This window comes from Kouleothrix sp. 19917 (assembly GCF_057073505.1).
The window spans coordinates 207,700-229,922 of record NZ_CP097100.1; the positions used below are offsets into that span (position 1 = coordinate 207,700).

The 22,223-nt window shown below is 65.3% G+C and carries 21 protein-coding genes; 18 read left to right on the plus strand and 3 right to left on the minus strand.

Annotation, left to right across the window (positions count from 1 at the left end):
• Positions 1–11 precede the first annotated feature (11 nt).
• Positions 12–335 (minus strand): hypothetical protein, encoded by a 324-nt coding sequence (locus M1P90_RS35735; protein ID WP_483705836.1) that lies wholly within the window; start codon positions 333–335, stop codon positions 12–14.
• A 139-nt stretch (positions 336–474) separates the two neighbouring features.
• On the opposite strand from M1P90_RS35735, the gene M1P90_RS35740 reads away from it, so the two are divergent.
• The 5 genes from M1P90_RS35740 to M1P90_RS35760 all read left to right on the plus strand — a co-directional run bounded on the left by M1P90_RS35740 (position 475) and on the right by M1P90_RS35760 (position 3,300).
• Positions 475–699 carry a hypothetical protein gene (locus tag M1P90_RS35740; RefSeq protein ID WP_483705838.1) on the plus strand — a complete coding sequence of 75 codons (225 nt, stop codon included), beginning with the start codon at positions 475–477 and terminating at the stop codon, positions 697–699.
• Between the two features lie 50 nt (positions 700–749).
• Positions 750–992, plus strand: coding sequence for a hypothetical protein (locus M1P90_RS35745; protein WP_483705840.1), 243 nt, complete (start codon positions 750–752; stop codon positions 990–992).
• Positions 993–1,062: 70 nt separating this feature from the next.
• On the plus strand, positions 1,063–1,644 hold the full coding sequence (locus M1P90_RS35750) for a hypothetical protein (RefSeq protein ID WP_483705842.1): 582 nt from the start codon (positions 1,063–1,065) through the stop codon (positions 1,642–1,644).
• A 94-nt stretch (positions 1,645–1,738) separates the two neighbouring features.
• Positions 1,739–2,833: a hypothetical protein gene (locus M1P90_RS35755; protein WP_483705844.1), complete on the plus strand. Its 1,095-nt coding sequence runs from the start codon at positions 1,739–1,741 to the stop codon at positions 2,831–2,833.
• A 62-nt stretch (positions 2,834–2,895) separates the two neighbouring features.
• Positions 2,896–3,300: a hypothetical protein gene (locus M1P90_RS35760; protein ID WP_483705846.1), complete on the plus strand. Its 405-nt coding sequence runs from the start codon at positions 2,896–2,898 to the stop codon at positions 3,298–3,300.
• Between the two features lie 74 nt (positions 3,301–3,374).
• Here the strand turns inward: M1P90_RS35760 and M1P90_RS35765 are convergent, their stop codons facing one another.
• Together M1P90_RS35765 and M1P90_RS35770 are read right to left on the minus strand one after the other, a co-directional pair.
• Positions 3,375–3,674 (minus strand): HU family DNA-binding protein, encoded by a 300-nt coding sequence (locus tag M1P90_RS35765; RefSeq protein ID WP_483705848.1) that lies wholly within the window; start codon positions 3,672–3,674, stop codon positions 3,375–3,377.
• 170 nt (positions 3,675–3,844) lie between these two features.
• Complete coding sequence (locus M1P90_RS35770) at positions 3,845–4,315, minus strand: hypothetical protein (protein WP_483705850.1); 471 nt, start codon at positions 4,313–4,315, stop codon at positions 3,845–3,847.
• Between the two features lie 253 nt (positions 4,316–4,568).
• Between M1P90_RS35770 and M1P90_RS35775 the strand changes: the two genes are divergently transcribed.
• From M1P90_RS35775 to M1P90_RS35835, 13 genes are all read left to right on the plus strand, one after another.
• Positions 4,569–5,939: an AAA family ATPase gene (locus tag M1P90_RS35775; RefSeq protein ID WP_483705852.1), complete on the plus strand. Its 1,371-nt coding sequence runs from the start codon at positions 4,569–4,571 to the stop codon at positions 5,937–5,939.
• A gap of 9 nt (positions 5,940–5,948) precedes the next feature.
• Complete coding sequence (locus tag M1P90_RS35780; RefSeq protein WP_483705854.1) at positions 5,949–7,565, plus strand: vWA domain-containing protein; 1,617 nt, start codon at positions 5,949–5,951, stop codon at positions 7,563–7,565.
• A 241-nt stretch (positions 7,566–7,806) separates the two neighbouring features.
• Positions 7,807–9,033 carry an RNA-guided endonuclease IscB gene (gene iscB, locus M1P90_RS35785; RefSeq protein WP_483705856.1) on the plus strand — a complete coding sequence of 409 codons (1,227 nt, stop codon included), beginning with the start codon at positions 7,807–7,809 and terminating at the stop codon, positions 9,031–9,033.
• 94 nt (positions 9,034–9,127) lie between these two features.
• A complete protein-coding gene (locus tag M1P90_RS35790) occupies positions 9,128–10,234 on the plus strand; it encodes a DUF6744 family protein (RefSeq protein WP_483705858.1) in 1,107 nt (368 codons plus the stop codon).
• Between the two features lie 89 nt (positions 10,235–10,323).
• Positions 10,324–11,157, plus strand: a complete 834-nt coding sequence (locus tag M1P90_RS35795) for a hypothetical protein (protein ID WP_483705860.1) — start codon at positions 10,324–10,326, stop codon at positions 11,155–11,157.
• Between the two features lie 410 nt (positions 11,158–11,567).
• Positions 11,568–13,562 carry an RNA-guided endonuclease InsQ/TnpB family protein gene (locus tag M1P90_RS35800; RefSeq protein WP_483705862.1) on the plus strand — a complete coding sequence of 665 codons (1,995 nt, stop codon included), beginning with the start codon at positions 11,568–11,570 and terminating at the stop codon, positions 13,560–13,562.
• A gap of 29 nt (positions 13,563–13,591) precedes the next feature.
• Positions 13,592–14,215 carry a hypothetical protein gene (locus tag M1P90_RS35805; RefSeq protein ID WP_483705864.1) on the plus strand — a complete coding sequence of 208 codons (624 nt, stop codon included), beginning with the start codon at positions 13,592–13,594 and terminating at the stop codon, positions 14,213–14,215.
• A 213-nt stretch (positions 14,216–14,428) separates the two neighbouring features.
• Positions 14,429–16,846, plus strand: coding sequence for a hypothetical protein (locus tag M1P90_RS35810; RefSeq protein ID WP_483705866.1), 2,418 nt, complete (start codon positions 14,429–14,431; stop codon positions 16,844–16,846).
• A 512-nt stretch (positions 16,847–17,358) separates the two neighbouring features.
• A complete protein-coding gene (locus tag M1P90_RS35815; protein ID WP_483705868.1) occupies positions 17,359–18,738 on the plus strand; it encodes a hypothetical protein in 1,380 nt (459 codons plus the stop codon).
• 895 nt (positions 18,739–19,633) lie between these two features.
• A complete protein-coding gene (locus M1P90_RS35820; RefSeq protein ID WP_483705870.1) occupies positions 19,634–20,392 on the plus strand; it encodes a hypothetical protein in 759 nt (252 codons plus the stop codon).
• Between the two features lie 11 nt (positions 20,393–20,403).
• Positions 20,404–20,883 carry a hypothetical protein gene (locus M1P90_RS35825; RefSeq protein ID WP_483705872.1) on the plus strand — a complete coding sequence of 160 codons (480 nt, stop codon included), beginning with the start codon at positions 20,404–20,406 and terminating at the stop codon, positions 20,881–20,883.
• Entirely contained in the window at positions 20,855–21,520 is a 666-nt protein-coding gene (locus tag M1P90_RS35830) for a hypothetical protein (protein WP_483705874.1), read from the plus strand. Before M1P90_RS35825 ends, M1P90_RS35830 begins: the two co-directional genes overlap by 29 nt.
• Complete coding sequence (locus M1P90_RS35835; protein ID WP_483705876.1) at positions 21,517–22,155, plus strand: hypothetical protein; 639 nt, start codon at positions 21,517–21,519, stop codon at positions 22,153–22,155. Before M1P90_RS35830 ends, M1P90_RS35835 begins: the two co-directional genes overlap by 4 nt.
• Positions 22,156–22,223 lie beyond the last annotated feature (68 nt).

Below are 22,223 nucleotides of genomic sequence, written 5' to 3' on the forward strand. Positions count from 1 at the left end.
CCGCTCGTGCGCTAGCGCCCGGCCTCAATCGTATCTACCCCACGCACGTCGGCCGGCTCACGCGATTGAGATGTGCGGCCAAGTGTGTGGTTGGGGAGGGTCACGGCGACGATGCAGCCAAAGCCGCCGAGGACCAGCAGGGCGGAGATGTATGGGTGCTCGGCGATGATGAAGGGCACGAGCACGCAGAATATAAAGAACACAACCCACAGCCAGCGCGCTTTATGCGCCGACACGTACAGGAACGCCAGGATGTAGATCGGAAGCGTTCCGAGCTGCTCACGCAGGCTCCTGGCTGTCTCCTGCGATTCTGCTGTGGCATCTTTGACCTGCATAGAGCCTCCTACAACGTTGTCCAGCGGACTGATTTTATCACACGTTCATATTTTTGTCAAATCACATCTTGACAATAATGTGAATATGTGATAGACTCATGGAGTGATTATTGAAGGTCGCGGAAAGGAGGTATCGACCATGCGACAGCGCGCAGTTATCGTGCTTTTGGTGCTTGCGAGCGCCTTTGCAACCTACTACTTCGGACGGGAGGCATTGATTGCCGCGGTGTCGCTGTGCGTCGGTATCTTCGTCGACGAGGCGCTCGGCCGGCGCTTCGATGTGGCGTCGATCCAGGCGTTCATCGAGGACAGCGTGGCCGAGGCTATCGACGGTCTCCGCGGCAGCCGCCAGCGTCAGTCGTAGTCACGAGACGGGAACAGAATCGTTCCCGTCTCGTTCTGGTGAGAGAGAGTATGCAGCAGAGCGCGCTTCCAACAATCAGCGACAGCGCTGGCCGAGACGGGACCCCCGGCGATGAGGCTATCATCCCGCTCGACGCCATCACGCCCGCGCTGGTCCTCGCCGGCGCCACGCCCGGCCTGAGCGGCGTGGTGGTTGGCGTACGCGGCCCGAGTGGCACGCTCACCGTGCGGGTCGAGCTTGAGCTGGAGCTTCCGGCCGAATCGGTTCTCGCCCGGCCGCGCGCCACATCCTGAGGCTAGCATCCACGACGCACATCAACGCATTTTCGACGCACACCAACGCACACGGAAGGAGCAGACCGCTATGGCAACGTCCAAAACCGCAACCGAGCAGGCCCCCCTCGTCTCGCGTACCTACCGCGCAGCCATCCGCCTCGGCGAGGATTTCGTCACCCTGGAAGAGACGGTCGTTCTGCCGATCGACGCTACCGACGAGGAGATCGCCCAGGCCGTCGATCTTGGCTGGCGCATCTTCGCCGCGCAGCGGGCCACCGCCGAGCAGCAGATTGACGAGATCCGCGCCGGAATGCCGGCCGTCCCGCCACAGATCCGCATGCGCGAACCCGACGCCCCGGCCTCGGACAAGCAGCGCAACTACATCGCCACGCTCCAGGAGCAACTTGGCTGGTCGGGCGAGCAGCTCGCCGCCTATGCCCAGGAGCAGGAGATCGACCTGGCCGGCATGACCAAGGGCCAGGCCAGTGCGTTTATCGACGGCCTGAAAGCGCTGGTGGGGCAGGCCGCCGAGCCCGCGTCGCGCCAGGATCGGGGCGCAAACGGCCGTGTGCCAGCCGCCGCCCCAGTTGAGCCCGCCCAAGTGCGCCGCGGCGCGATCGGCCGCGCGACGGTTGCCGCCGGTCAGGACAAGGAAGACCCGCTGCTCTGATCGTCGTCCTCAAACGGTGTATAAACAATAAGAGCAACGAATAACGTCCGGGGGCGCCCATGCGCGCCCCGGCGAATGACGAAAGGTACGAGCCATGGCACCGATCGGACGGACCGTCAAGCAGCCGCAGCCGGCCATCATTCAGTGGGACAACGGGCGCGGGAAGTGGCGCGAGCTTGGCGAAAGAAGCTGGTCGCAGTGGCCCAACTTCCACGTGGAATCCGGGCGCAACGAGGAGTTCGACCGCGCCATGCACGCCGCGGGCGTGCCGCGGATCGAGTTCTTTCACCCGGCCAAGAACGGCCGGCAGACGACAATCACTCAGGACTGGATGCTTGGCGCCTTTATCGGTTTGCACCCGATCACCGCCGGCCCTCCGGCCGACAAGGTCTCCTCAATTACCCTTGACCCGGCGATGATGGCGGCGGCGGCCGAGGCGGGCATCGGCCTGCGCTGGCTGGACGGCGAGAAGTCGTCGATGGCTGTGCGCGGCTTTCTCGCGCTGCCGAACCTTGCCGATGGCGTGACGATCGACCCCGACAAGCCCGAGACGACCCGCGCGCTGCTCCTCACGCTGGCCGAGGAACGCGCGGCCGGCCAGAGTGCGCCGATCACCTGGATCGTCATCCCCGTCCTGGTCCAGCTTGGGGTCAGCTCGAACACGTCGGACGTGCTGATGGACGCGCTCGTGGACCACCGCCGCGTCTGTGAGGCCGCGGATGCTTTCCGCGACAACCGGCCTGAGGAGGTGACGTTCCATGAGCTGGTGCTGCCGCTGGTCCTGGGCTGCGAGGTCGAGTGGACGTCGCGCAATCCGCAGAAGGGCGGCTCGTCCACCACGGTGTACACGTTCGCGTCCGCGCACCCGGGAACGATAACCAAGTCGTACGTGCGGGGCATGTGGCGCAAGCCGGAGATCCACAAGCAGGCCGAGTCACTGTTTAGTGGCATCCAGCTTTGGGCGCAGCGCTACCAGCGCAACGGCGGGCTGCCCCAGGAGGCGTCGTTCGACGACGGTAGCGATGGCGCTGGCTCGCAGGATGTGCCGGCCGCTCGCCACGCCGCGGATCGTCCATCCGCTCAGCCGCCCAGCCCTCCGCGCGGTGCGCCGGTGGCTGCCAGCGGGGCGCGCGCCACGGTGCCGGGTGCCCGCCCGAGCCGTGCGAGCCGCCGCGAGGAGCTGCTGTAGCTACAGAGGATGGCGACGGCGGGGGCGGAATTCCGCCCCCGCCGCCGTTTCCAGGGAAACGTATGACACAAGCAAAAGCGCTGTTTCTCTGTTTCGATGGCGTGATACTCCCGGATGACCTGGTCTGCTCGGGCCAGCTCGTCGCCGACCTGGGCGGCCAGCCCTGCCCGTACGCCGTCGATGGCCGTATCCCGGACCCGAAGCCGTTAGACACGCAGGCGCAGACGTACAGCATCGATAAAGGCGCGCCCGGCGATTTGTGTCCCCCATGCGCCAAGCAGAAACTCGGCAGCCTGGAGCACTGGCAGGGCCATGGCAGGCAGCAGTTTCCCGAGCATCTCTTGCCGCTGCGCCTGTTCAAGTGCCGCATGTGGCTCTGGCTGGTGGTGCCGGGGCTGCGCGAGGATGCGCCGACCGCGATCGATCTGGAGGGCCCAGCGGAGCTGCCGGAAAAGGCGCGGGGATAGCGACGTCAAACAGCGCGGGTCCTGTGAGACATCTCACAGGACCCGCGCTGTTTTTGGCGTCGTAGCGGCGAGGGCTAGTGAATGGCTTCAACCTCGTTGGTTGCACGCACCGCTTCGCGCAGGGCGTTGCCGGGAGTGAACCCCGGAGTTTTGGTCGCGGCGATCGTCATCCGCTGCCGTGTTTTCGGATGAACGCCCCCGCGCTCCGAGCGTCGGCGCACCTCGAAAGTGCCGAAGCCGGTCAAGGTGACCCGCTGGTCGTTGATCAGCGCCTGGGTAATAACGTCAATGGCCCCATTCAGCGCCTTACTGACGGCCTTCTGGCTCATCCCGGTGTGGCGAGCGACTTCCGCAATGAAATCCATTTTCTGCATGCGCGAGCCTCCTCGGCAGAACGATTTGTGTTTTCTCGCACGCAGTATAGCACGGCGTTTCCGCCGCATTCTAATCGCTTGATATACGATTTGTATACGGTGTAAGGATGACTTAGTGACGTTATGCGTGTAGAAATATGTCGGCGCGGCCCAGGCGCCTCTCGGGCCGCTTACCGCTGAGACCCCGGCCCGGCCGGGATTCCCGCCTTATCGAGGGCCGCATTGAAAATCGCGTCGGCAACCTCGCGCATGGCGACGGTGCGGCCGAGTTGCTCCTCCAGGTCGAGCGTGTAGCGTTTGAGACGCAGCACCAGGGCACGGCCGAGGGCGATCGTGCCGCTCGGCGCTTGCACCACCGGCTCCGTCCGGGGCAGGTCGATGGGTGGACTGGCGCCGTCCAGGTAGGCGTTCAGCATACGCTCGGCGACCGCGCGCTGCGTGCCAGGGCCGCCCTGTTCCTGAAGGATGAGCGCGTAGCGCTTGATCCGCAGCAGGATCGGCCGTGAAACGGCCACGTTGACGGTGTCAGTCGACAGGTCTTGTTCGGGAGAGGCGATAATCCCAGGCGGGCCGCTGCTGGCTCCAGATGTCGGCGCTGCCATCCTGCCCAACGTGCCCGTGGGTTTTTTCTTGCCAGTCATAACTATGCTCCCGGGCTGGCGCGGATGTTCCGCGCGAACTGTAATGATGCCAGCCAGGCGCCTACAATGAGGAGCACGGGCCGGCGCTCTCTGTATCATACCACACGAATGTAAAAACGTAAAGATATGAGTGTGTGAAATAACATTTTTAGTATTTGACATTTATGTGATGATGTGATACTATCAGTGGTGATGCGGACGCGTATGCGCCCGTCGCTGAACCGCCTTCCAATCACCAATAAAGGAGCCTTCGATGGCTGCGACTGCTGTCCCGGTCCAGTCTCCCCCCGGCTCGGATCTCATGCTGGCCGAGCCAGCATCGCCGGTGGCGGCCGCGCTTGCGGCGCCGCAGATCCTCGTTCCGTCGACACTTGGTACGACGCTCGATAGTCGTCCGCTGGACCTCACGCCCCTGGCGGCGCCGCTCGCGAAGGTCGCGCAGATCGAGGCGTGGCTGGGCGCCGAACTGATCGAGCGTGGGGAGGCCACGCGTGTCGCGCTGATCGCGATGCTGAGCGGCCAGCACGCTGCCCTAATCGGTCCGCCCGGCACCGCCAAATCGCTCCTCATCCTGCTGCTGGCGCAGGCGTTCGACCTCAGCAAGTTCATCACGCTGTGCTCGCCGCACACCAAGCTGGAGGACCTGCTCGGCCCGCTACGCCTCTCGCAGCTCCCGCGCGACATCTATGAGCGTCTGACGACCGGCTATATGCCGTCGGCGCAGCTCGCATTCTTAGATGAGTGCTTTAATCTGGGGCCTGCGGTTACGCAGGCGACGCTCCGGCTCATGAACGAGCGCGAGTTCGACAACGGCAATCGCACCGAGCGCGCTCCGCTGATCTCGATCTTCGCGGCCTCGAACCAAATACCTCAGACGCCAGACACGATGGCGTTTTACGACAGATTCACCTTTCGTCTGTGGATTAACTACGTCAGCCGCGCAAACTTCCCGCGCTTGATGGCGCTGACGGCGAACCGACCGTCGGGCCAGATGCTGCGGGTGCTGGCGCACAACATGCCCGTCTTCGCGTCCCGGCACGGCCTGCTTACGCTCGCGCCGCCGCCCGTCGTGGTGGGTCAGGACGAGCTATTCTCGCTGATGTGGGTCGCCGCCCACGTCCCGATTCCGCAGAGCGTGCTCGCGACGCTGGATAAGCTCTACGACGAGCTGGGCGGCAAAGGTATCTACGTCTCCGACCGGCGCTGGCGGCAGAGCCAGGACGCGCTGCGCGTCAACGCGCTGCTCGATGGTCGCGGCATCGTGACCAACGATGACATCGCCGTCTATACCAACATGTTCTGGACCACGCGCGAGCAGCGCGTCACCATCGCGCAGGTCGTCGAGCGACTGGGCAACCCGCTGGCGGTTGCCGCGGTCGACAAGCGCGACCAGGCCAAGACGGCCTATGACGCCGCGATCGCGGCCCAGGCCGACACCGACCTGGACTCTGGCCGGAAGATGAACGCGACGGTCGAGGCCCTCGGCAAGCTCAAGGAGACAGCCCAGAGCTTGGAGGCGCTGCTGGCCCAGGCGCAGCAGCAGGCGATGAACCCGACCAAGATCCAGCGCGCGCTGGATGCGGTGCAGGGCTGGCGCAAAGAGCTGTCGGAGTACGTGCTCTAGGAGGCCGTGATGATCGATGCGATGCAGGGCGTGGTCGATGAGCCCGCCCTCGATCTCCCAGAGGATACCGGTCTGTTCGGCACCTTTCCGCCGCTGTTCGTCCCACAGGCGATCGCGGATGGCTCCCAGGTCATCCGGCACGACGGGTACGACGTCGAGGCGTGGGACGCGGCCGTACGCGATTACGGCAAGCTGCGCGAGGCGGTCGAAGGCGCGAGCAGGCGCCTGATCACCGCGCTACCGTTGTTTCGCGATGTTTTCTGGAGCTTCTACAAGCCGTCGCCCGCGATCGGGCCGATCGTGGCGCTGACCCCGGCGCACGCCATCAATCGTCAGATTGTCGAGCAAATCCTCGGGACAACCGAGTGGCGGCAGACTCGCGCGGCTGGGACGTCGGGCGACCCGATCGCCTCGGCGATGGCGACCCTGGGGGTTGCCTACGGCGCCATCCAGGCGCTGGACGCGGCGACGGTCGCGGACGTCAACCGGCTGCACGAGCTGGAGTCGGGCGCTGCCGCGCTGTTCGCCCAGGCCACGGCGCTGACCGACCTGATCGAGCAGGCTGAGGGCGACCGCGCCCGTGAACTCTTTGAGCAGGCCGAGCGCGCGCGCGCCGAGAGTGTGCAGGCTGAGATGGAACAGGCCGCCGCCGCGCTGACAGCCGAGGACGAGGCGCGGGAGGAAGCGCTGCGCCGCGCGGCGCGTGCCGGGCTCAAGCAGGCAATGAACGAGATCGCCGAAGAGGCCGAGGCGGTGCGCGTGTTCGGTGGTGGTTACGGCGGTGGGGGCGGGAGCGGCCAGCAGTTCACCGCCAAGGATCGGATCGCGCTCGCGAAGATGGTCCAGGGCTCGCGCCGCCTCAAGCAGATGATGGCGATCGCCGGGCGCCAGATCACGATTGCGCTCGACGTGCAGGCGACTAAAGTGCCCTACCCGCCGACGGAAGTGGCCGGCATCACCTTCGGTAACGACCCCGCGCTACTGCTGCCCTCTGAGCTGGCGCTGCTGATGCTGAGAGAGACTGAGTTGCTCTTTTACAAAGGCATGGCCGAGCGCAGCCTGATGCAGTGGGAGCTGATCGGCCGTCAGCCGCAAGGCCAGGGACCGGTGATCGTCGCCGTCGACGAGAGCGGCAGCATGAGCGGGCCGTGCGGCCCCTACCCGAAGACCGTGTGGGCGGGTGGAACGCTGCTGGCCTTTCTGGCGATCGCGCGGCTCCAGAAGCGCGACCTGGTGGTGCTGCACTTCGCCGAGCAGGGCCAGCTCCGCGTGGACGTGTTCCCGAACGGCGAGGGGCCGTATCAGGACACGCTGCGGTGCGCGGAGCATTTCTACAACGGCAGCGACACCCGCTTTGAGCCCTGGATGCGCAAGGCAACTGATCTGGTGCAGACCTCGCAGCCGAAGGCGGACGTCATCGTGCTGACTGACGGGCTGACCCGTATCGACCGTACGGTGCTCGCCGAGTTCAACGCCGCTCGTAAGGCGATGGAGATGCGGTCGTACGGCGTGCTTATCGGCACGACGCAGGGGATGGGGGAACTATCGCTCTGCTCGGACGCCGTGCTGACACTCGACGACCTGAGCCAGGATCTGCCGGTCCTGAACGACATTTTCGCGATCTAGCAACATAAACATAGTTCCTAAAACCATAGCGTTACCTTGCGTTATGGTCATGGAGCTACCAGCGGGCGTGAACAATCACGCAGCAGTTTGACGGGTTGATCACACCTTCGGATGTTTGCTCCAGTCTGAAGCTCTGTGGCGGCAGTTTAAGGAAACCGAAAGGGTAACGTGACTGTCGCAGGACAACCCCGTTGAACACTCGCGAGGAGCATCTTACTCCGCAAGGAGGGCTTAGAGCCACATGAAGGTCTATGTTCGCAATCAAGATGGGACGCTGCTCATGCCTTGTACTCCTGCCAAAGCGCGCAAGCTGCTACGGGCGGGCAAGGCCAGGATGGTCGCTCGTTCCCCCTTCACGATCCAACTCACCTGGCAGTGTGAGGGACATGTGCAGGAGGTGGTGGTCGGGATCGACAAGGGCAGCAGTGTGACCGGCCTCAGTTGCGTTAGCAACGGCGTCGTGCTGCTGGCCGCCGAGATCCACCACCGCCGCGATGTGAAGGAAAAGCTCGACACTCGCCGCGCGCACCGCCGCAGCCGGCGCCTACGGAAGTGGTATCGGCCAGCGCGCTTTGCCAATCGTGCCTCCAGCAAACGCAGCGGGCGGCTGCCGCCCTCGATCAAGACCAACGTGGAGGAGGTGATCCGGGTGGTTCGGCAGCTCCCGCTGCCGATCAGCCAGATTGTGGTCGAGGACGTGCAGGTGGACATTGCCCGGCTGAACGACCCGACGCTTGCGGGCAGCCGCTACCAGGACCCGACCCGCCTGGACGAAAACCTGCGGATCGCCTGCCTGATGCGTGACGGCTATACCTGCCGGCACTGCGGCAAACGCAACTGCCGCCTGGAAGCGCACCATGTCGTCTACCGGGAGCATGGCGGCAAGGGCACGCTCGCCAATCTCCTGACGCTGTGCGAAGCCTGTCACGAGAAGGTTCACGCCGGCACCATCACGCTCCAAGTGACCGGGGTGTCGGGCCGTCTCGACCAGATCGCCCAGCGGAGTATGCAGGGCAAAACGTATCTCTATGCGAGCCTCAGAGCATCCGCCCCGTTCGTGACGGTGTTTGGGTACGAGACCAGCGCTTTTCGGAAGAGAAGAGGGCTGGCAAAGACGCATACGATAGACGCTCTGTGTGTTGCCACGCTCGGGAGTGGTGAGATAGTCACCCCTGAATGTCCGAACACCTACCGGATCGCTTTCCGGCCCCGGCAGACCAGGAGGCGGTTTCACGACCTGCCGCGCAAAGGCCAGGGGCGCGTGCGCTACCAGGTGAACGAGGAGCTGGCGGGCTTTCGGAAGGGAGACATCGTACGAGTGAAGGGGCGCTGGGTCAAACAGATCAACAGCATCTACTCAAACGGGTATGTGGCGTTCAAACGAGTGCCTGGTGAGCCTACCGCCGCGCGCCCGCGAGATTGCCGTTTACTGGAGCGTGGGCGCACAGTCGTTTGGTCGTACCAATAAAACGCAAGAAAACGCTATGGCTCAAGGGAACGATAACAATACGAGGAGTACAGCGATGACACCGAGAGCATCGCGAAACACCAACCGCACGAGCATGACCGCCGCCGACATCGCGGCGGCCAGCCGGGCTTACCCCATTTTGGGGTTTGTCATTTCCTGGTATGCACGGGGCGTGCAGATTGACTATGCGGACCTGGAAGCGCTGCTGGACCTGGCCGGTTTCCGCGCCTACATGCCGTCCAAGCCGACCAAGCGGAACGCGCTGCGGCGCGGCATTGAGAACTGGCTGAAGGCGCGCGGCGCGGTGCGTGGCGGCGCAGACGGCGCCATGGGCGAGGATGACGACGATGACGTGCAGACGAGCAGCCGCGGCGGGCGGGAGAATGTCCAGCAGCGCACACTGGTGCGCGTCTCGTCGCCGGCCACAAGCGACTACGCCGTGTTTGGGGTGGTGACTGAGGAGGTCGATATGGCCTCGCTCGGGTTTAGCCACGACACCAATTTGCGCTTCCTGCTGCACAAAAAGTCCGGCATGGTGATTCCAACCACCGACCGGCGCGGCGTCGACCAGGTGACGCAGAGCGACAAGATCCTGGCCGAGATCCAGCCCCACTGGGATCAGGCCAAGCGCACGATCGTCGGGAAGGACATCAGCCGGATGCTCGTGGAGATCGTGCAGTCGCTCAGTCCGGTTGATATGGGCACAAAGGGCGGGTGCTACTTCGTGCTTGCCGACCAGGAGGACGCGGTGGACCGCCTCGCGCGGCTGGTTGCCGCGCTGCCGACGACGTCGCGCTACAAGCCGTTTATGACGGTGCTGGGGGTTCCTGACGAGGCCCAGTGGCGCAAGCAGCTTACGAAGGCCACCAAAGTCAAGTTGGATGCCGACCTGCATGCGATGCGACTTGACCTCCAGCGCTTCATAGACGCCAAGCCGGGAACCGTGAAGGGAGAAACAATTGCGGCCCGCCTGGTCGAGTACCGGCAGCTCAAAGAGCGCGCAATCACCTACCGCGATCTCCTGGGTCTCTGGACCCAGGACATCGAGCAGGGCGTCGTCGAATTGCAGGCAGCCGCCGCCGCGGTGCTGACCAGCGATGTCCTGCTCGTCACCGCTGCCAGCGCGGCGCCGGCTGAAGCGGCGCCTGCCGAGATAACCCCGGCAGCGATCCCGGTGGAGGCGGTCGCAGTCGCAGCGTAGATACGACGCGCGCGACACGAACGGCGTGAGCGTATATCATGTTCACGCCGTTCATGTCGCACGGAACGATGCACCAGGAGCCTCTGAACATGCCTGAAACACGCACGTTCGCCGATCTGCGCACGCACGGGTGGCGTCCCTTTCCCGAGTGCCTGACCGCCGGCTTCGTTGGGGCGCTGCCGCTCATTGGCCGCTTTGCGCAGGTGTTCCCCGCGCTCATCATCGGCCGCCGCTCGGCTGGCAAGACTGTTCTGCTCCGGTTCCTCGCCGCGCAGGCGGCGCTGCACGGTATCAATCTTGTGCTGTGGGATTGCGCGGGCCATCTCCTGGACGGCCGGGCCACTGCGGGGGCCACGATAGCCAGCACCTGGCCGGAAATCGACACGCTGGCCGGCGTGCTCGACGCGGAGCTGTCGGCGCGCCAGCAGGGGCATGTGCGCGGCGGTCCGCCGATACTTCTCGTCGTCGACGATTGGCCGGAGCTGGCAGCGAACTGCCCGCGAGCGCGCCGCACAGTCGCGCGGCTGATCACTTCCGGGGCCTCGCTCGATCTCTACATTGTGCTTGCCGGATGTTTGCTGGCCGCAGATGATTTTGAACGCTGGGCGCTGAGTGGCCGCAGCCTGGTGGAGCGCGCTGCGGCGCGTTATTGCCTCGCCGCCGGCCCGCGAGCTGCGATGTCTGCCGGTCTCGCCCCGAGCATGTGGGATGGCCCAGCCCTTCTCGCTCCCGGGCAGGCGTTGTTCTGCCAGCCCGATGCTTCGCCCGTTCCCATCTCGATCCCTTTGACCTTTCCCGGCGACCTCGCTGACGCGCTGGCCGAACGCATTGAGCGGGCCCTGACAGTCGCTGATGGTGTCACGCCGCCGGCGCATCGCGCGGATCTGGGACAGTGCCCAGATACCTTGACAAAAGCATCATAAGGTGATATTATCCTCGTAACCGTATGGCGTGCGGTGCTTTGCTGATCGTTCTCACCATGTGTGGCGGCCGCACCGGCCGTCTGTCAAGCGACGGGCCGCCCGATTGGGCGGCGAGGAGGCAGGCGTGCGCGTCTGCTTTAGGAACCCCGATCGGCTCTCGTGCGGCGACTCACGCTATGCGGCCCGCAGTGATTCGGCGTCAGGAATCGCGCTTGCAGGTGGCGCGACCTGCCTGAACATCATGCGGCGTCGATCGCCCGCCCCAGACAACGGGCGGCGGGGCACACGAAATAGGTCGGCGCGGTAGCAACAAGGCGCAGCCCTGAGACCTTATGGTACTGTTTGAGGCTTGCCAATGCGGTGAAACTGTAGTAAACTGTGACCATCCGAACATCTGAGCGAGTATCCATATGCCCCACACCACAACCCCAACCTTTGTCTGCGAGCTACCACTCGTGCTAGCCGGCGCCGACGAGCGGCAGTTGCTGATCCGCTTGGACTGCGCGCGGCAGGTGTATAACGTGGTGCTGGGCGAAAGCGTGAAGCGGCTCAATCTGCTGCGCCAATCGAAAGCGTTTCAGACAGCGCGGCGACTGCGCAGGAAGGAGCGCCAACAAGTCTTCCACGCCCTGGACGCGCAGTTTCGGTTGCGCGAGTACGACCTGCACGCTTACGCCACACAGTTTGGCCGCTCCTGGCTGGGCAAGCACCTCGATGCCAACACCATCCAGACCGTCGCCACGCGGGCATGGAACGCCGTGCGCCAGTATCAGCTCGGCGTTCGCGGGCGACCACGGTTCAAGGGCAAAGGCCAGTTCCACAGCGTCGAGGGCAAGACCAATAAACAGGGTCTACGCTGGCGCGATGGCGCGGTGGTGTGGGGCAACCTCAGACTGCGTGCCCGCATTCCTACCGATGACACTGTGGTCACGCACGCGCTCATGTGTCCAATCAAGCGCGTGCGGATCGTGCGGCGCACGCTGAACGGGCACCAGCGCTTCTTCGTGCAACTCATCTGCGCTGGCCAGCCCTATCAGAAACCACAAAACACGGTCGGGGACGGTGTAATCGGAATCGATCCAGGCCCGCGCACCTTCGGTCTTGCCGGGGCGGATTGGGGCGCACAGATCGACCTGACCACACCACTCAAGCAGTCTCGTACTCAGCAGCGCTGCATCCAACGTCAGATCGACCGCCAACGACGGGCCAACAACCCCACGAACTACCTGCCCGATGGGCGGGTACGTCCAGGCCGAAAGCGCTGGGTTATCAGTCAGAACCAGTGTGACAACGAGCAGAAGCTGGCAGAGGCTAGACGCAAGGAGGTGGCCCAGCGGAAAAGCCTGCACGGCCAGCTTGCCAATGCCCTCCTGGCACTTGGTAGCGACATTCGTATCGAGCGGAACAACTACAAGAGCTTTCAACGAACATTCGGCAAAGCCGTCGGACAGGCGGCCCCAGCGACGTTTGTGAGTGTCCTGACGCGCAAGGCTGAAAGCGCCGGCGCAAGTGTAACCGTCATTCCCACGTTGCTCAGGCTCTCGCAAACCTGTCTGTGCGGTAGTGTCGCGCGCAAGAGTTTGTCCGAGCGCGTCCACCGCTGCGATTGTGGCATCACCGTGCAGCGGGATGTGTTCTCGGCCTTTCTTGCGCGCTTCTCCATCGCCGTGGAGGGGCCTTCTGGCCCGTCCTGGCGGCTCGATGCGGCTCAGGCCAAAACGGCCTGGGCGAGTGCGGAATCGCGCCTCCCGGCGGCATCGAGACCGATCGGCGTCCAGGCGTTTGTCGCCTGGGCGCGCGAACAATCCGCGAGCGGTGCTCCCACTGGGGACGCCCACCTGCTGCCCGCTGTGGACAGCAGGTCGGAGCGGATCGTCGGGAAAGCTGGCACGCTGGCGCGTGAGGGCCAGGATGCTGTAGCGCATAACGTTCCTCGTGAGCGTCATGCGCGAGAGCCTGCGCGGAGCGCGTCGAGTTGCCACCAGAATCCCTTGGATGTATCCATAGGGGTAGATTCAGATCAAGAAAGCGCAATGATGCTTGCACCAACCACAACCACTGACACCACACATCTGCCCTGGGCCGAGCTATTCCTTGCGCAGATCCGCGCCGGCGAGACCGTCGAGCAGGCGTCGACCGCGGCCGGCGTAACGCGCTCGTGGGCGTACACCTGTCGCGCCGAGAATGAGGCGTTCCGCACGGCCTGGGAGGCCGCTGTCGCCGAGGCGCGATTGCGGCTGGACTGGCGCCCGGTATTTCTCGACCACCTGCGGCAGGGCCGCACCATTGTCGACGCCTGCGCGCGCGCAGGCGTCACGCACCGCACCGCGTACCGCACGCGACGGCAGGATGCGGAGTTTGCCCGGGCGTGGGACGCGCTTCGGCCCGCCGAGCAACCGGCCTAACACGTGGCCGCTGGGCGTCCGGCGCGCTCATGGTCTACTCATTGCTGACCATGGCACGCGTGGAGGTACGCCAATGTCTGACCGTGGTTTCGTTGCGCGCCCAGGGCCGCGGGCGCGCCGGCGTTTGCCGCGCCCGACCGACTGGCGCGCGCTTCATTGCGGCGCTGCGGGACGGCGAACGTGTCGAGCGCGCATGCGCGGCCGCGATGATCTCCTCCTCGTTTGCCTATCAGCAACGGCGCAGCGATCCAGCTTTTCGCCTCGAATGGAACCAGGTGCGGGCGGATGCGCCGCGATCTGAGTGGCAGCGCACCTTTCTACGCATGCTGGCCGAGCAGCAGAACGTATCGCGCGCGATTGCCGCTGCCACTCGGGTGCCGTCCTACGTTTATCGAGTGCGCGCGCTGGACGCAGAGTTCCGTGCGCTCTGGGACGAGGCGCTAGCTGTTCCTCGACAGCGGCCCGCGTGGCAAGCTGTGTTCTTATCGGCGCTCGCGGAGACCAAACACATTACCCGCGCGCGTCTGGCGGCCGGTGTGGCCTCCTCGCTCGTCTACCGTGTGCGCGCGCAGAACCGGGAATTCCGCGCGCGCTGGGACCAGGCGCTCAACGGACTGCCGTCGTCGGACATCGATCCCCGAACTCCTCCGTAATTGCTCCATATTCCCCTAGACAATCGGCGAAAAGTGTGGCAGGATTCCCTTGCGGTACGTTGGACGGAAGATTTCTGCTCACGCGCGTCCAGATCTGGATGCGTGCGTACCACCACTGGTATGCCACTTTACGTGCATTCTGAACATGCCATGCTGTCCCACGGCATGTTCGCGCGTTTTGAAGGTGACAAAGCCACATAAGGCGGAGTTTCAATGACATATCTCCGAGAGGCCGACTCACGGTCGGCATCGCGTACTCCCGTGGCGCCCGGACACGGCGCCGCGGCATTGCAATCCTGGCAAGTCGCCGTGATCGCGCTCTTGCAGGCAGGCAGGACGCCGGTGGCAGCGTGCGCCGATGCGCATGTCAGCGTCCGGCAGTTCCGCGACAGTTACACCCACGATCTATTGTTCCGCGACGCCTGTCTGGCGGCGATCGCGGCGGCGCGCGTAGGTGCGCACGAGGCGTCGCCAGATACGCGCGCGCTGAGCACGCCGCGGCCGGACAGCGTTCCTGCTCATGCCTTGCCGGCCTGGGCGCCGGCGCTGTTTGACGCGCTGCTGAAGGGCATGCCGCCGGAGGCGGCGTATAAGGAGGCGGGCGTGCCCGCCGCGGATGTCCGCCGCGAGCGCCAGCGCAACCTGCTCTTTCGCCAGGCGTTTCAGGCCGCAAGCTCCAGTGGGGCGGAGGGCTCCGGCCGGAAGAAATATGAGCCGCTGCTCGACCGGGCCGTTGCCGACGCAGTCGTCGCCGCCCGCGTCATCGCGCCGCGCGAGGGCGCGCCCCAGCCGCGCGCCGACTGGCAGGGGGCGCTGTTGCGCGCGCTGCGTGACGGCTGGTCAATTACAGAGGCGATGCGGATTGCGAACGTAGACGAGCAGGCGGTCGCGGTAGAGCGTGAGCGTAATCCGGCATTTGCCCAGGCATGCGATCTGATCGCTATTTTTGTCCCCCCTCACCGTCCGGCATCGCCTGATGATGTTTACCAGCCGGCGACGCGGCGGACATCCGCGGCGCAGGACTGGCCCGAGCGCGCTCTTGCGGCCTACCGCGACGGCGCCAGCCCGGTGGCGGCAGCACAGGCCGCCGGCGCCTCGCCGGCCGCGCTCCGGCGCCAGCGGCAGAGCGACCAGGCGTTTGGCGCCGCCTGGGATGCCGTTACACGGCAACGCCAGGCAGAGCAGGCGCAGGCACAGGCGGCTCGCGAGCAGCAATGGCGCGCACAGCAGGTGCGTGTTGCCGCAGAGTTGAACGCGGACAAGCCGCTGGAGGCGGCGGCGCGCGCCGCTGGCGTGTCGCTGGATCTGGCCACGGTCTGGACGGCGACCATCCCGGCGGTCGCCGAGGCATATGCGGCCTACCAGCAGCGTATCGCGGCGCGGCGCCGGCAATCCGTCGAGGACGCTGCTGTGGTGTTGCGCGGTGGGGGAACGCCAGAGGCGGCGGCCGCGGCCGCCGGCGTTCCCATAGAGCACCTCCAATCCTGGTTGCACTCCGAGCCCACATTGCGCAGCGCTGTCGTCGAGGGTGAACGCGCGCGCGACGCCGTGCTGGCGGACGCCTTTCTGGAGGCGCTTGCGGCCGGAACTGGGCCGCGCGCTGCGGCGGCGCAGGTTGGGTGGTCGTGGAAGCGGGCTCTACGCCGAAGAAACGAGGATGCGGCGTTCGCGCGCGCCTGGCAGGAGGCACTGGAGCGGCGTCCCGTGGTTGCCCCGCGTCCGCGCGGGCGCGCGGCTCTGTCGGCCGACGATCGCATGGCTGTCCGGCGAGAGGAACGGCGCGATCGCCAGGCGAAAGCGCTGGCAGCTCTGCGAGGAGGTGCTGCGATCGAGGCGGTCGAGGCAGCCGCCGGCATCTCGCGAACAACGCTCTACACCTGGATGCGGCAGGACCGGGTCTTCAAAGCGGCATGGGGGGGAGCTGCCGAGCAGGGGCGCGCGGTACGCGCGGCCCGCCAGGCGCCTGCTCCCACGCCCACGGCACCGCCACCTGCACCAGAGGTAGCGTCACCCGTCGATGGGCGCGAGGCAGCCGAACCCCCGTCGGTTAACGTCGCACCTGTGCAGATCGATGCTGAGCCGGATGTTACGGAAGCAACTGTCTCAGCGACGATCGAGCCCGGTGAGTCGCGCGTGGAGGAGGCGGATGCGCTGCCGGACGAGGAAACTGACTGGGCGCTCGGGTTTCTGACGGCGCTGGAGCAGCGCGGCACGGTCGCCGCGGCGTGTCGCGCTATCGGTATTGCGCCTAAAGCGGTCTACGACCGGTGGCAGAGCGATCCGATCTTCCGCGCGGCGATGAACGCGGCCATGTCCGGCACCGCGCAGGGCGAGGAGCGCCAGCGGCCTGGCGGGCGCCGTGAGGGGCCGGGGCGGGAGCAGCCGGCCCGGCCGCGCGATGCAGCGGAGGCCACGCCGCCCGCGCCGCCGCGAGACATGCCGCAGCGCTGGGAGGCGGTGTTCCTGGAGGCGCTCCGGCGTGGCGCTCGCGTCGACCAGGCGGCGCGCCGCGCTGGCGTTTCGGTCGGCACGGTCTACGAGCACCGGCGCTCCAACGAGCGCTTCCGTGCTGCGTGGGAGGAAGCACAGCCGAAGGGGGGACGCGCGAGCGGCGGCGAGCGCCGCCGCTGAGCTACAATCACAGCTTGTGCCACTATCCCGTCGAGTTGTCGCGTTGGTGCGGCCTGTGTTTTGAAGCATAACCCCGTCTCGAAGAGACGGGGTTATGCTTCATCTTGGGGAGGTTCTGGTGCCCCTGCTATCGCGCCGGCAGCACCAGGACGGTAAATCGCTCGTTCATCCGTACGGGCGTCGTGGCGAGGTTTTGCGCCAATCTCGAAGTGGTGGCGGAGTTATGCGCCACGGCCCGAGAGGCATATATGCCAGGATACAGAGCCGCCGGCCTCAAGTCGCCTGGTCCTGGAGTGTTCACCGGCTACTGGCGGCGCGGCGGTAGATCTGCCGCACATGCTGCGTTGTGGACAAGCGGCCACTTCTGTGGCACAATCTTGGCGTAGCCGATCTGCCTCCGCGCCACCGAGCGCGCATCTATCGCTAGAGTCGTCACTATCATTATCCCGCGGCAGGCCGCCGCTCGCAGGTTTGCGCATGACGACCGGTCATGGCGCCTGAGCGGGTCATACTTGACAATGTCCACTGGTCACCAGCTTTCTGAGCGTGAGGATTCCGCATCACCCGACGAAGAGTGGCAGCGCGCGGTGATCACGGCGCTGGCGCGTGGTCGGCAGCTTCAAGACGCCTGCTCAGAGGCAGGAATTACCGAACAACGTTTTTACGAGCGCGTTGCGGCCGATCCAGCATTCCGTGACGCGTGCAGGGAAGCCATTGAAGCCGCGCGCCAGCGCCTGGCGCAGGATCTCGCGCTCATCAAGCACACCGCTGCTCCCGAGCCGGCGCCCGACTCCACAGCCATTTCTGCTCCCGAGCCTATCCCCACATTGTTCAGCCAGCAAATGCCCGCATGGGCCCCAACCTTGTTCGGCGCGCTGCTGGCCGGTCAATCGGCAGACGCTGCCCGTGCGAAGGCCGGTGTAACGGAGGAGCAGATTCGTGCCGAGCAGCAGCAAAATCCGCTATTCCGCCAGGTCTGGCGTACCTCTCAGTCAACTCCACTGGCCGAACGGCGCGCAGCCTTCGAGGCGCTGCTCAATCGGGTGATTGCAGCAGCGGTTGTTGCTACGCGAGCGCTTCCGCCGCAGATCGAGCCCGAACACCCCCGTGCGGGCTGGGTCGGAACTTTCTTTCGCGCGTGGCGTGACGGCCAGTCGTTGGCAGAGGCGGCGCAGGTAGCCGGAGTGTCATTGGAGGCAGTCGAAAAGGTGCATGTACAGAATGCGCCCTTTGGGCAAGCCTGCGATCTGCTTACACTGGCGTCGTCGGTTGCTGCAATACTTCCCCGGCAGGAACAGCTCACAGCGTATACGCGCGAGCAGCAAGAGCAACTTGCGGCTGCCCTGCGCGCCAATATGCCGTTGGTGGAGGCGTCCGCCACAGTTGGTGTGGCGCCGGGTATTGCGTTGGTCTGGACCAAGACCATTCCCATGGTCCGCGAGGCGTATGAGGAGCAGCTACGCCACAGGCGTGAGGAAACATTGACGCGTGAGGCGCCGCTGGCAGAGGCATTTCTCGTGGCCCTGGCGCAAGGCGTACGACCGAAGGCAGCAGCCGAGCAGGCCGGGTGGCAGTGGGGCGAGGCGCTGCGGCGGCGGCGATGGGACCCTTCGTTCGCGCAGGCGTGGCACGATGCCGCAAGCAAAGAAAAGACTACACGCCAGCACGCACGCCGGCAACGAGATGCGCGCGGTGATGCGATGCTCGACCAGCTCATGGACATGCAGTTCTATGAAATCGTGCCGGAGGAAGGCGAGCACCTCGCCGATCTCGCCGCCGACCTGCGGGCAGCGGCGAAGCGACGAGGCGTGCGCATCTACAGGGAACGTGATCCACAGCGGCTTCTGGTGCGGCTCCTCACGGATGTACCCGAGGCGCAGGAGCGACAGTAGGGCGAGGTCGAGCGAAAAACAGCATTTCTGGCGGCGCTGAGGAACGGGGCATGACCATTGGCGGCGGCCCAAGTCAATCGAGCGGACGCTCACAGCCCGCCGGGACGGAGCATCGGGCGAGGAAGCGGCAGCAGCGGCAGGTATTACCCGGCAGACGCTTAGTCAATGGATCGAGAATCATCCAGCCTTTGCGGCGGAATGGGAAGCTGCTAGCGCCGAAGGAACGCGTGCGCGGTCGCAGAAACGAGCACGCGCCCAGCAGGAGCGTGGAGTGCAAGGGCGCACAGGATAAACCTGATGATCGCGGCACGAGCGGTTGGGCTGCTACAACCATTAGGGCAACGATTGCCGAGCCGGGTGCCGTCCGAAAGCGGCTGGCGCAGGTTGCCCAGGGCGGCCTGGAGTGTCATATTGTCGATACATGGCATCTGTGGACCTCGCCATAGGGAGCGGATGAACGCCGCAGATATACGATAATAATATCACGTTATGATACCTTTGTCAATTTCACGCGTGGCACTTGGGCCTCCCGCATACCAGCGGTCGGGGGCCATTGTAGCTTTTCACACGTATTGGCACGAGAGGCCCTGAAACCGGCCCGTATTTCACATGTATTGGCCGCTCTATTTCTCACGTATTGGCGCCGGGTCAACTTGGTATCACACGTATTGGCACCAGGTGACAGGAGTGGGATCGGCTTCAGCTCACCAGGACGCTGCCCTGCGCCCACATACGACGCAACCGGGCCAATACATCTGACACACCCGCCCATACGTGTGAAAAGTCACAGCCATGGGCTTGGCCTGCTACCGGTTCGGCGCCAATCACTTGACAAAAGTATCATAACATGATATTATTATCGGCATAAATATGTGACATCGCTAGAGGCTCTCCAATGCAATCAACCGGCATCCCCGCTCACTACCGCCAGCTCTCGCGCTCCCAGATCCTCACCAGGTGGCAGGGCCAGGAGCGAGTGTGCTGCCACGTCGAGCTGGTGCGCCTGTACGAGCCGCAGCCGCAGACCATGTTTGCCGGCGAGGCCATATTGTATTTACAATGGTCGGACTACGTGCCATCCCGGCCAGGCGGGCGCCGGATGCGTAAGCGCCGCGTGAATGAAAGGCAGCGTCTGTGCATCATCTCGGTGAGCGGCGGCGCCTGGGCCGAGTATGACCCGGAGCACGGCTTTGCTGACGAAGATGGTTCGCTGGTGGCCGAGGACTACCTGATGCGGCTCTACGCCGAGGACGGCCTGGGCCGGACACAGGCCGAGGAGGCCGCGCGCTGGCAGGACCAGATTGACGCGCTGATGGGCGCGGTGGTCCAGAACTTCGCCGATCTGGGCGTGCAGGCGATCACCCTTGGTGATGTCACGCTGGCAACTCCGCCGACGATTGCCGGGTATGTCGTGCAGGCCGATCGAATTGCCGCCGCGGCGATGCAGGCGCATACGGCAGCCGGCGAGGATACCGCGGCCTGGGCGCCGTATCGTGACGATGCTTGTGGGCAGCTTGCGGCCATCCGCGCGCAGCTCCGCGCGGAGGCGGATGTGGCGGCGACGGCCGAGGAGCAGCTCGACGCCTATCAGGCGCTGGCGCATGTGCAGGGCCTGATACTCGACCTGCCCTCTCTGGCCGGTGACCGGTACTGAGGAGTTGGCTGATGATCAGCACCTATGACGCCACGGCGCCGCATCTGCGCATCCGCATCCCAGCGCGAACACAGATCCACCACCTGAACACCGGCGCGCTCTATCATTACCAGAGTGATGTCGAGCGCGACGCGCAGGTCGTGTATGTGCGCGTGCGTGCTGCACTGCGGCCGATGTTCCACTTTTGCGATACCGGTGGGTTTGGCGAGGTGCCGTTGGAGGCCGCGGTCGTCGTTGGTGCCGTGGCAATCGCGGTCGCGGCCGGCGTGGTCTGTACAGTGGGCGATGAGCCCTCCGAGGCGAAACGCTCCCGGAGCCGCTTGCGATCGATGCGCAGCTCGTCGCGCGTTGCGAGGGTGACGCGTGGGCGGCCTGGTACACGTTTCCTGGGCCTGACGGTCGATTGTGGTCCATTGCCTATGATCAGGCGGCGCTGCGCAGCACACCGCCGGAGTAACGCCAATGCCGAAACGTTCCCCCACCATCCCTGAGCTGGCCGATAGCCTGCTGGACGATCTGTGCCGTGCGGCTCACCTCCAGGAACCTGCCGACTTTCGTCATGTCAGCGGCCCAGGTGCGCGCGCCTGGCTGTTCGCACTCGCCGACCGCACGGCGGTGAAAGCGTGGCTGGCTGCTCAGCCGGACCCGATCGACCTGGCTATCAGCTTCTCTCCAGGGCAAGATCTGCTCACGCGCTACCTGGTCTCACTCGTCCCACAAACGCAAAAAGTTCCGCCACATGGTGTGCCTGCCTGGGACGATCTCGCCTGGGTGGCACCTTTTCTCCGGCGTGTCGACGCGATCGTCGAGTATGCCCGCGCGTCCGAGCGCCATCTGGCGTCGCGTGCTGAGATCGTCGCGCTCGTCGACCAGGCGGCCGAGACCGCGCGGCTCTGGCGAATTTTTGTCGCCCCGGACACGCGCCCGGGCGACGCCGTGCATCGCAGTCTGTTCCACCATGTTGCTAGTATGATCGAGACACGGCCGCAGGATGTCGCGGCCGAGCTGCGCGCCTACCGCGATCGCGCGCAGGCGCTGCTGGACCAGATCGCTCCGCTGGCGGACGATCTTCCGGCGACGCCAGCGGCTGCGCCGGACGTGACTGTGGCGCAGGAGGTTACGGCATGAGCGCTGTTTCTTTTGTGCGAGGTCAGTTGGTCGGCATCATCACCGACACCAGCATGCGCGTTGGGCAGGTGGAGAGCGTCACTCCATCGGGCCAGGTTGTGCTCCGCGATGGCTCGCGCTTCAGCAAGGATCTCAGGCGTATGAACGGCACGGTTGAGCAGCGCCAGGAGCGGATCGAGCGCCTGACGGACGAGCTGGTCGCGCGCTACGAGGTGATCGACCCCGTGTTTGCGGCGGCGCGGCGCCGCGAGAAGCAGGACCGGCTGCTCGCCAAGATCGACTGGGCCCGCGTGCCAGCCGATACCGTGAACCGTATCTGGGACGAGTTGCGCGCCGCGGGGGTTGTCGCGCCCAACGCGGCCGGCGGCGGCGCGTGGGAGCAGCTTGTCCACGACGACACGGTGCTGGATGCGGTGCGCGGCGTCGCGCGCGCCGTCCTCGCCGATCGCCCGGACCTGGCCGATGTGTTCGCGCCGCTTGCGGCTCGCCGCGCGGCGATCGTGCCGGCGCTCCAAGAGGCGGTCCGGCAGGCATCCGATGGGCCGCTCACGCGTCTTCCCGACGACGAGGCGACACTGGGGTATCTTGTCGATTGTGTGCTCGGCTTGGGCTTTCTGCCGGCTCAACAGGGCTGATAGGGGTGTGAGTAGCAGCAGAACAGAGAATGGTGATAAACGAGATCGTCTCTAGCTCAGTTCGTGAT

Excerpts from the sequence above, each read along its gene's own strand:
- iscB (WP_483705856.1), top strand. The coding sequence starts at position 7,807 with ATGAAGGTCTATGTTCGCAATCAAGATGGGACGCTGCTCATGCCTTGT.
- M1P90_RS35775 (WP_483705852.1), top strand. The coding sequence starts at position 4,569 with ATGGCTGCGACTGCTGTCCCGGTCCAGTCTCCCCCCGGCTCGGATCTC.
- M1P90_RS35825 (WP_483705872.1), top strand. The coding sequence starts at position 20,404 with ATGATCAGCACCTATGACGCCACGGCGCCGCATCTGCGCATCCGCATC.
- M1P90_RS35790 (WP_483705858.1), top strand. The coding sequence starts at position 9,128 with ATGACCGCCGCCGACATCGCGGCGGCCAGCCGGGCTTACCCCATTTTG.
- M1P90_RS35740 (WP_483705838.1), top strand. The coding sequence starts at position 475 with ATGCGACAGCGCGCAGTTATCGTGCTTTTGGTGCTTGCGAGCGCCTTT.
- M1P90_RS35820 (WP_483705870.1), top strand. The coding sequence starts at position 19,634 with ATGCAATCAACCGGCATCCCCGCTCACTACCGCCAGCTCTCGCGCTCC.
- M1P90_RS35795 (WP_483705860.1), top strand. The coding sequence starts at position 10,324 with ATGCCTGAAACACGCACGTTCGCCGATCTGCGCACGCACGGGTGGCGT.
- M1P90_RS35735 (WP_483705836.1), bottom strand. The coding sequence starts at position 335 with ATGCAGGTCAAAGATGCCACAGCAGAATCGCAGGAGACAGCCAGGAGC.
- M1P90_RS35750 (WP_483705842.1), top strand. The coding sequence starts at position 1,063 with ATGGCAACGTCCAAAACCGCAACCGAGCAGGCCCCCCTCGTCTCGCGT.
- M1P90_RS35745 (WP_483705840.1), top strand. The coding sequence starts at position 750 with ATGCAGCAGAGCGCGCTTCCAACAATCAGCGACAGCGCTGGCCGAGAC.
- M1P90_RS35770 (WP_483705850.1), bottom strand. The coding sequence starts at position 4,315 with ATGACTGGCAAGAAAAAACCCACGGGCACGTTGGGCAGGATGGCAGCG.
- M1P90_RS35835 (WP_483705876.1), top strand. The coding sequence starts at position 21,517 with ATGAGCGCTGTTTCTTTTGTGCGAGGTCAGTTGGTCGGCATCATCACC.
- M1P90_RS35800 (WP_483705862.1), top strand. The coding sequence starts at position 11,568 with ATGCCCCACACCACAACCCCAACCTTTGTCTGCGAGCTACCACTCGTG.
- M1P90_RS35810 (WP_483705866.1), top strand. The coding sequence starts at position 14,429 with ATGACATATCTCCGAGAGGCCGACTCACGGTCGGCATCGCGTACTCCC.
- M1P90_RS35760 (WP_483705846.1), top strand. The coding sequence starts at position 2,896 with ATGACACAAGCAAAAGCGCTGTTTCTCTGTTTCGATGGCGTGATACTC.
- M1P90_RS35765 (WP_483705848.1), bottom strand. The coding sequence starts at position 3,674 with ATGCAGAAAATGGATTTCATTGCGGAAGTCGCTCGCCACACCGGGATG.
- M1P90_RS35780 (WP_483705854.1), top strand. The coding sequence starts at position 5,949 with ATGATCGATGCGATGCAGGGCGTGGTCGATGAGCCCGCCCTCGATCTC.
- M1P90_RS35755 (WP_483705844.1), top strand. The coding sequence starts at position 1,739 with ATGGCACCGATCGGACGGACCGTCAAGCAGCCGCAGCCGGCCATCATT.
- M1P90_RS35805 (WP_483705864.1), top strand. The coding sequence starts at position 13,592 with ATGGTCTACTCATTGCTGACCATGGCACGCGTGGAGGTACGCCAATGT.
- M1P90_RS35830 (WP_483705874.1), top strand. The coding sequence starts at position 20,855 with ATGCCGAAACGTTCCCCCACCATCCCTGAGCTGGCCGATAGCCTGCTG.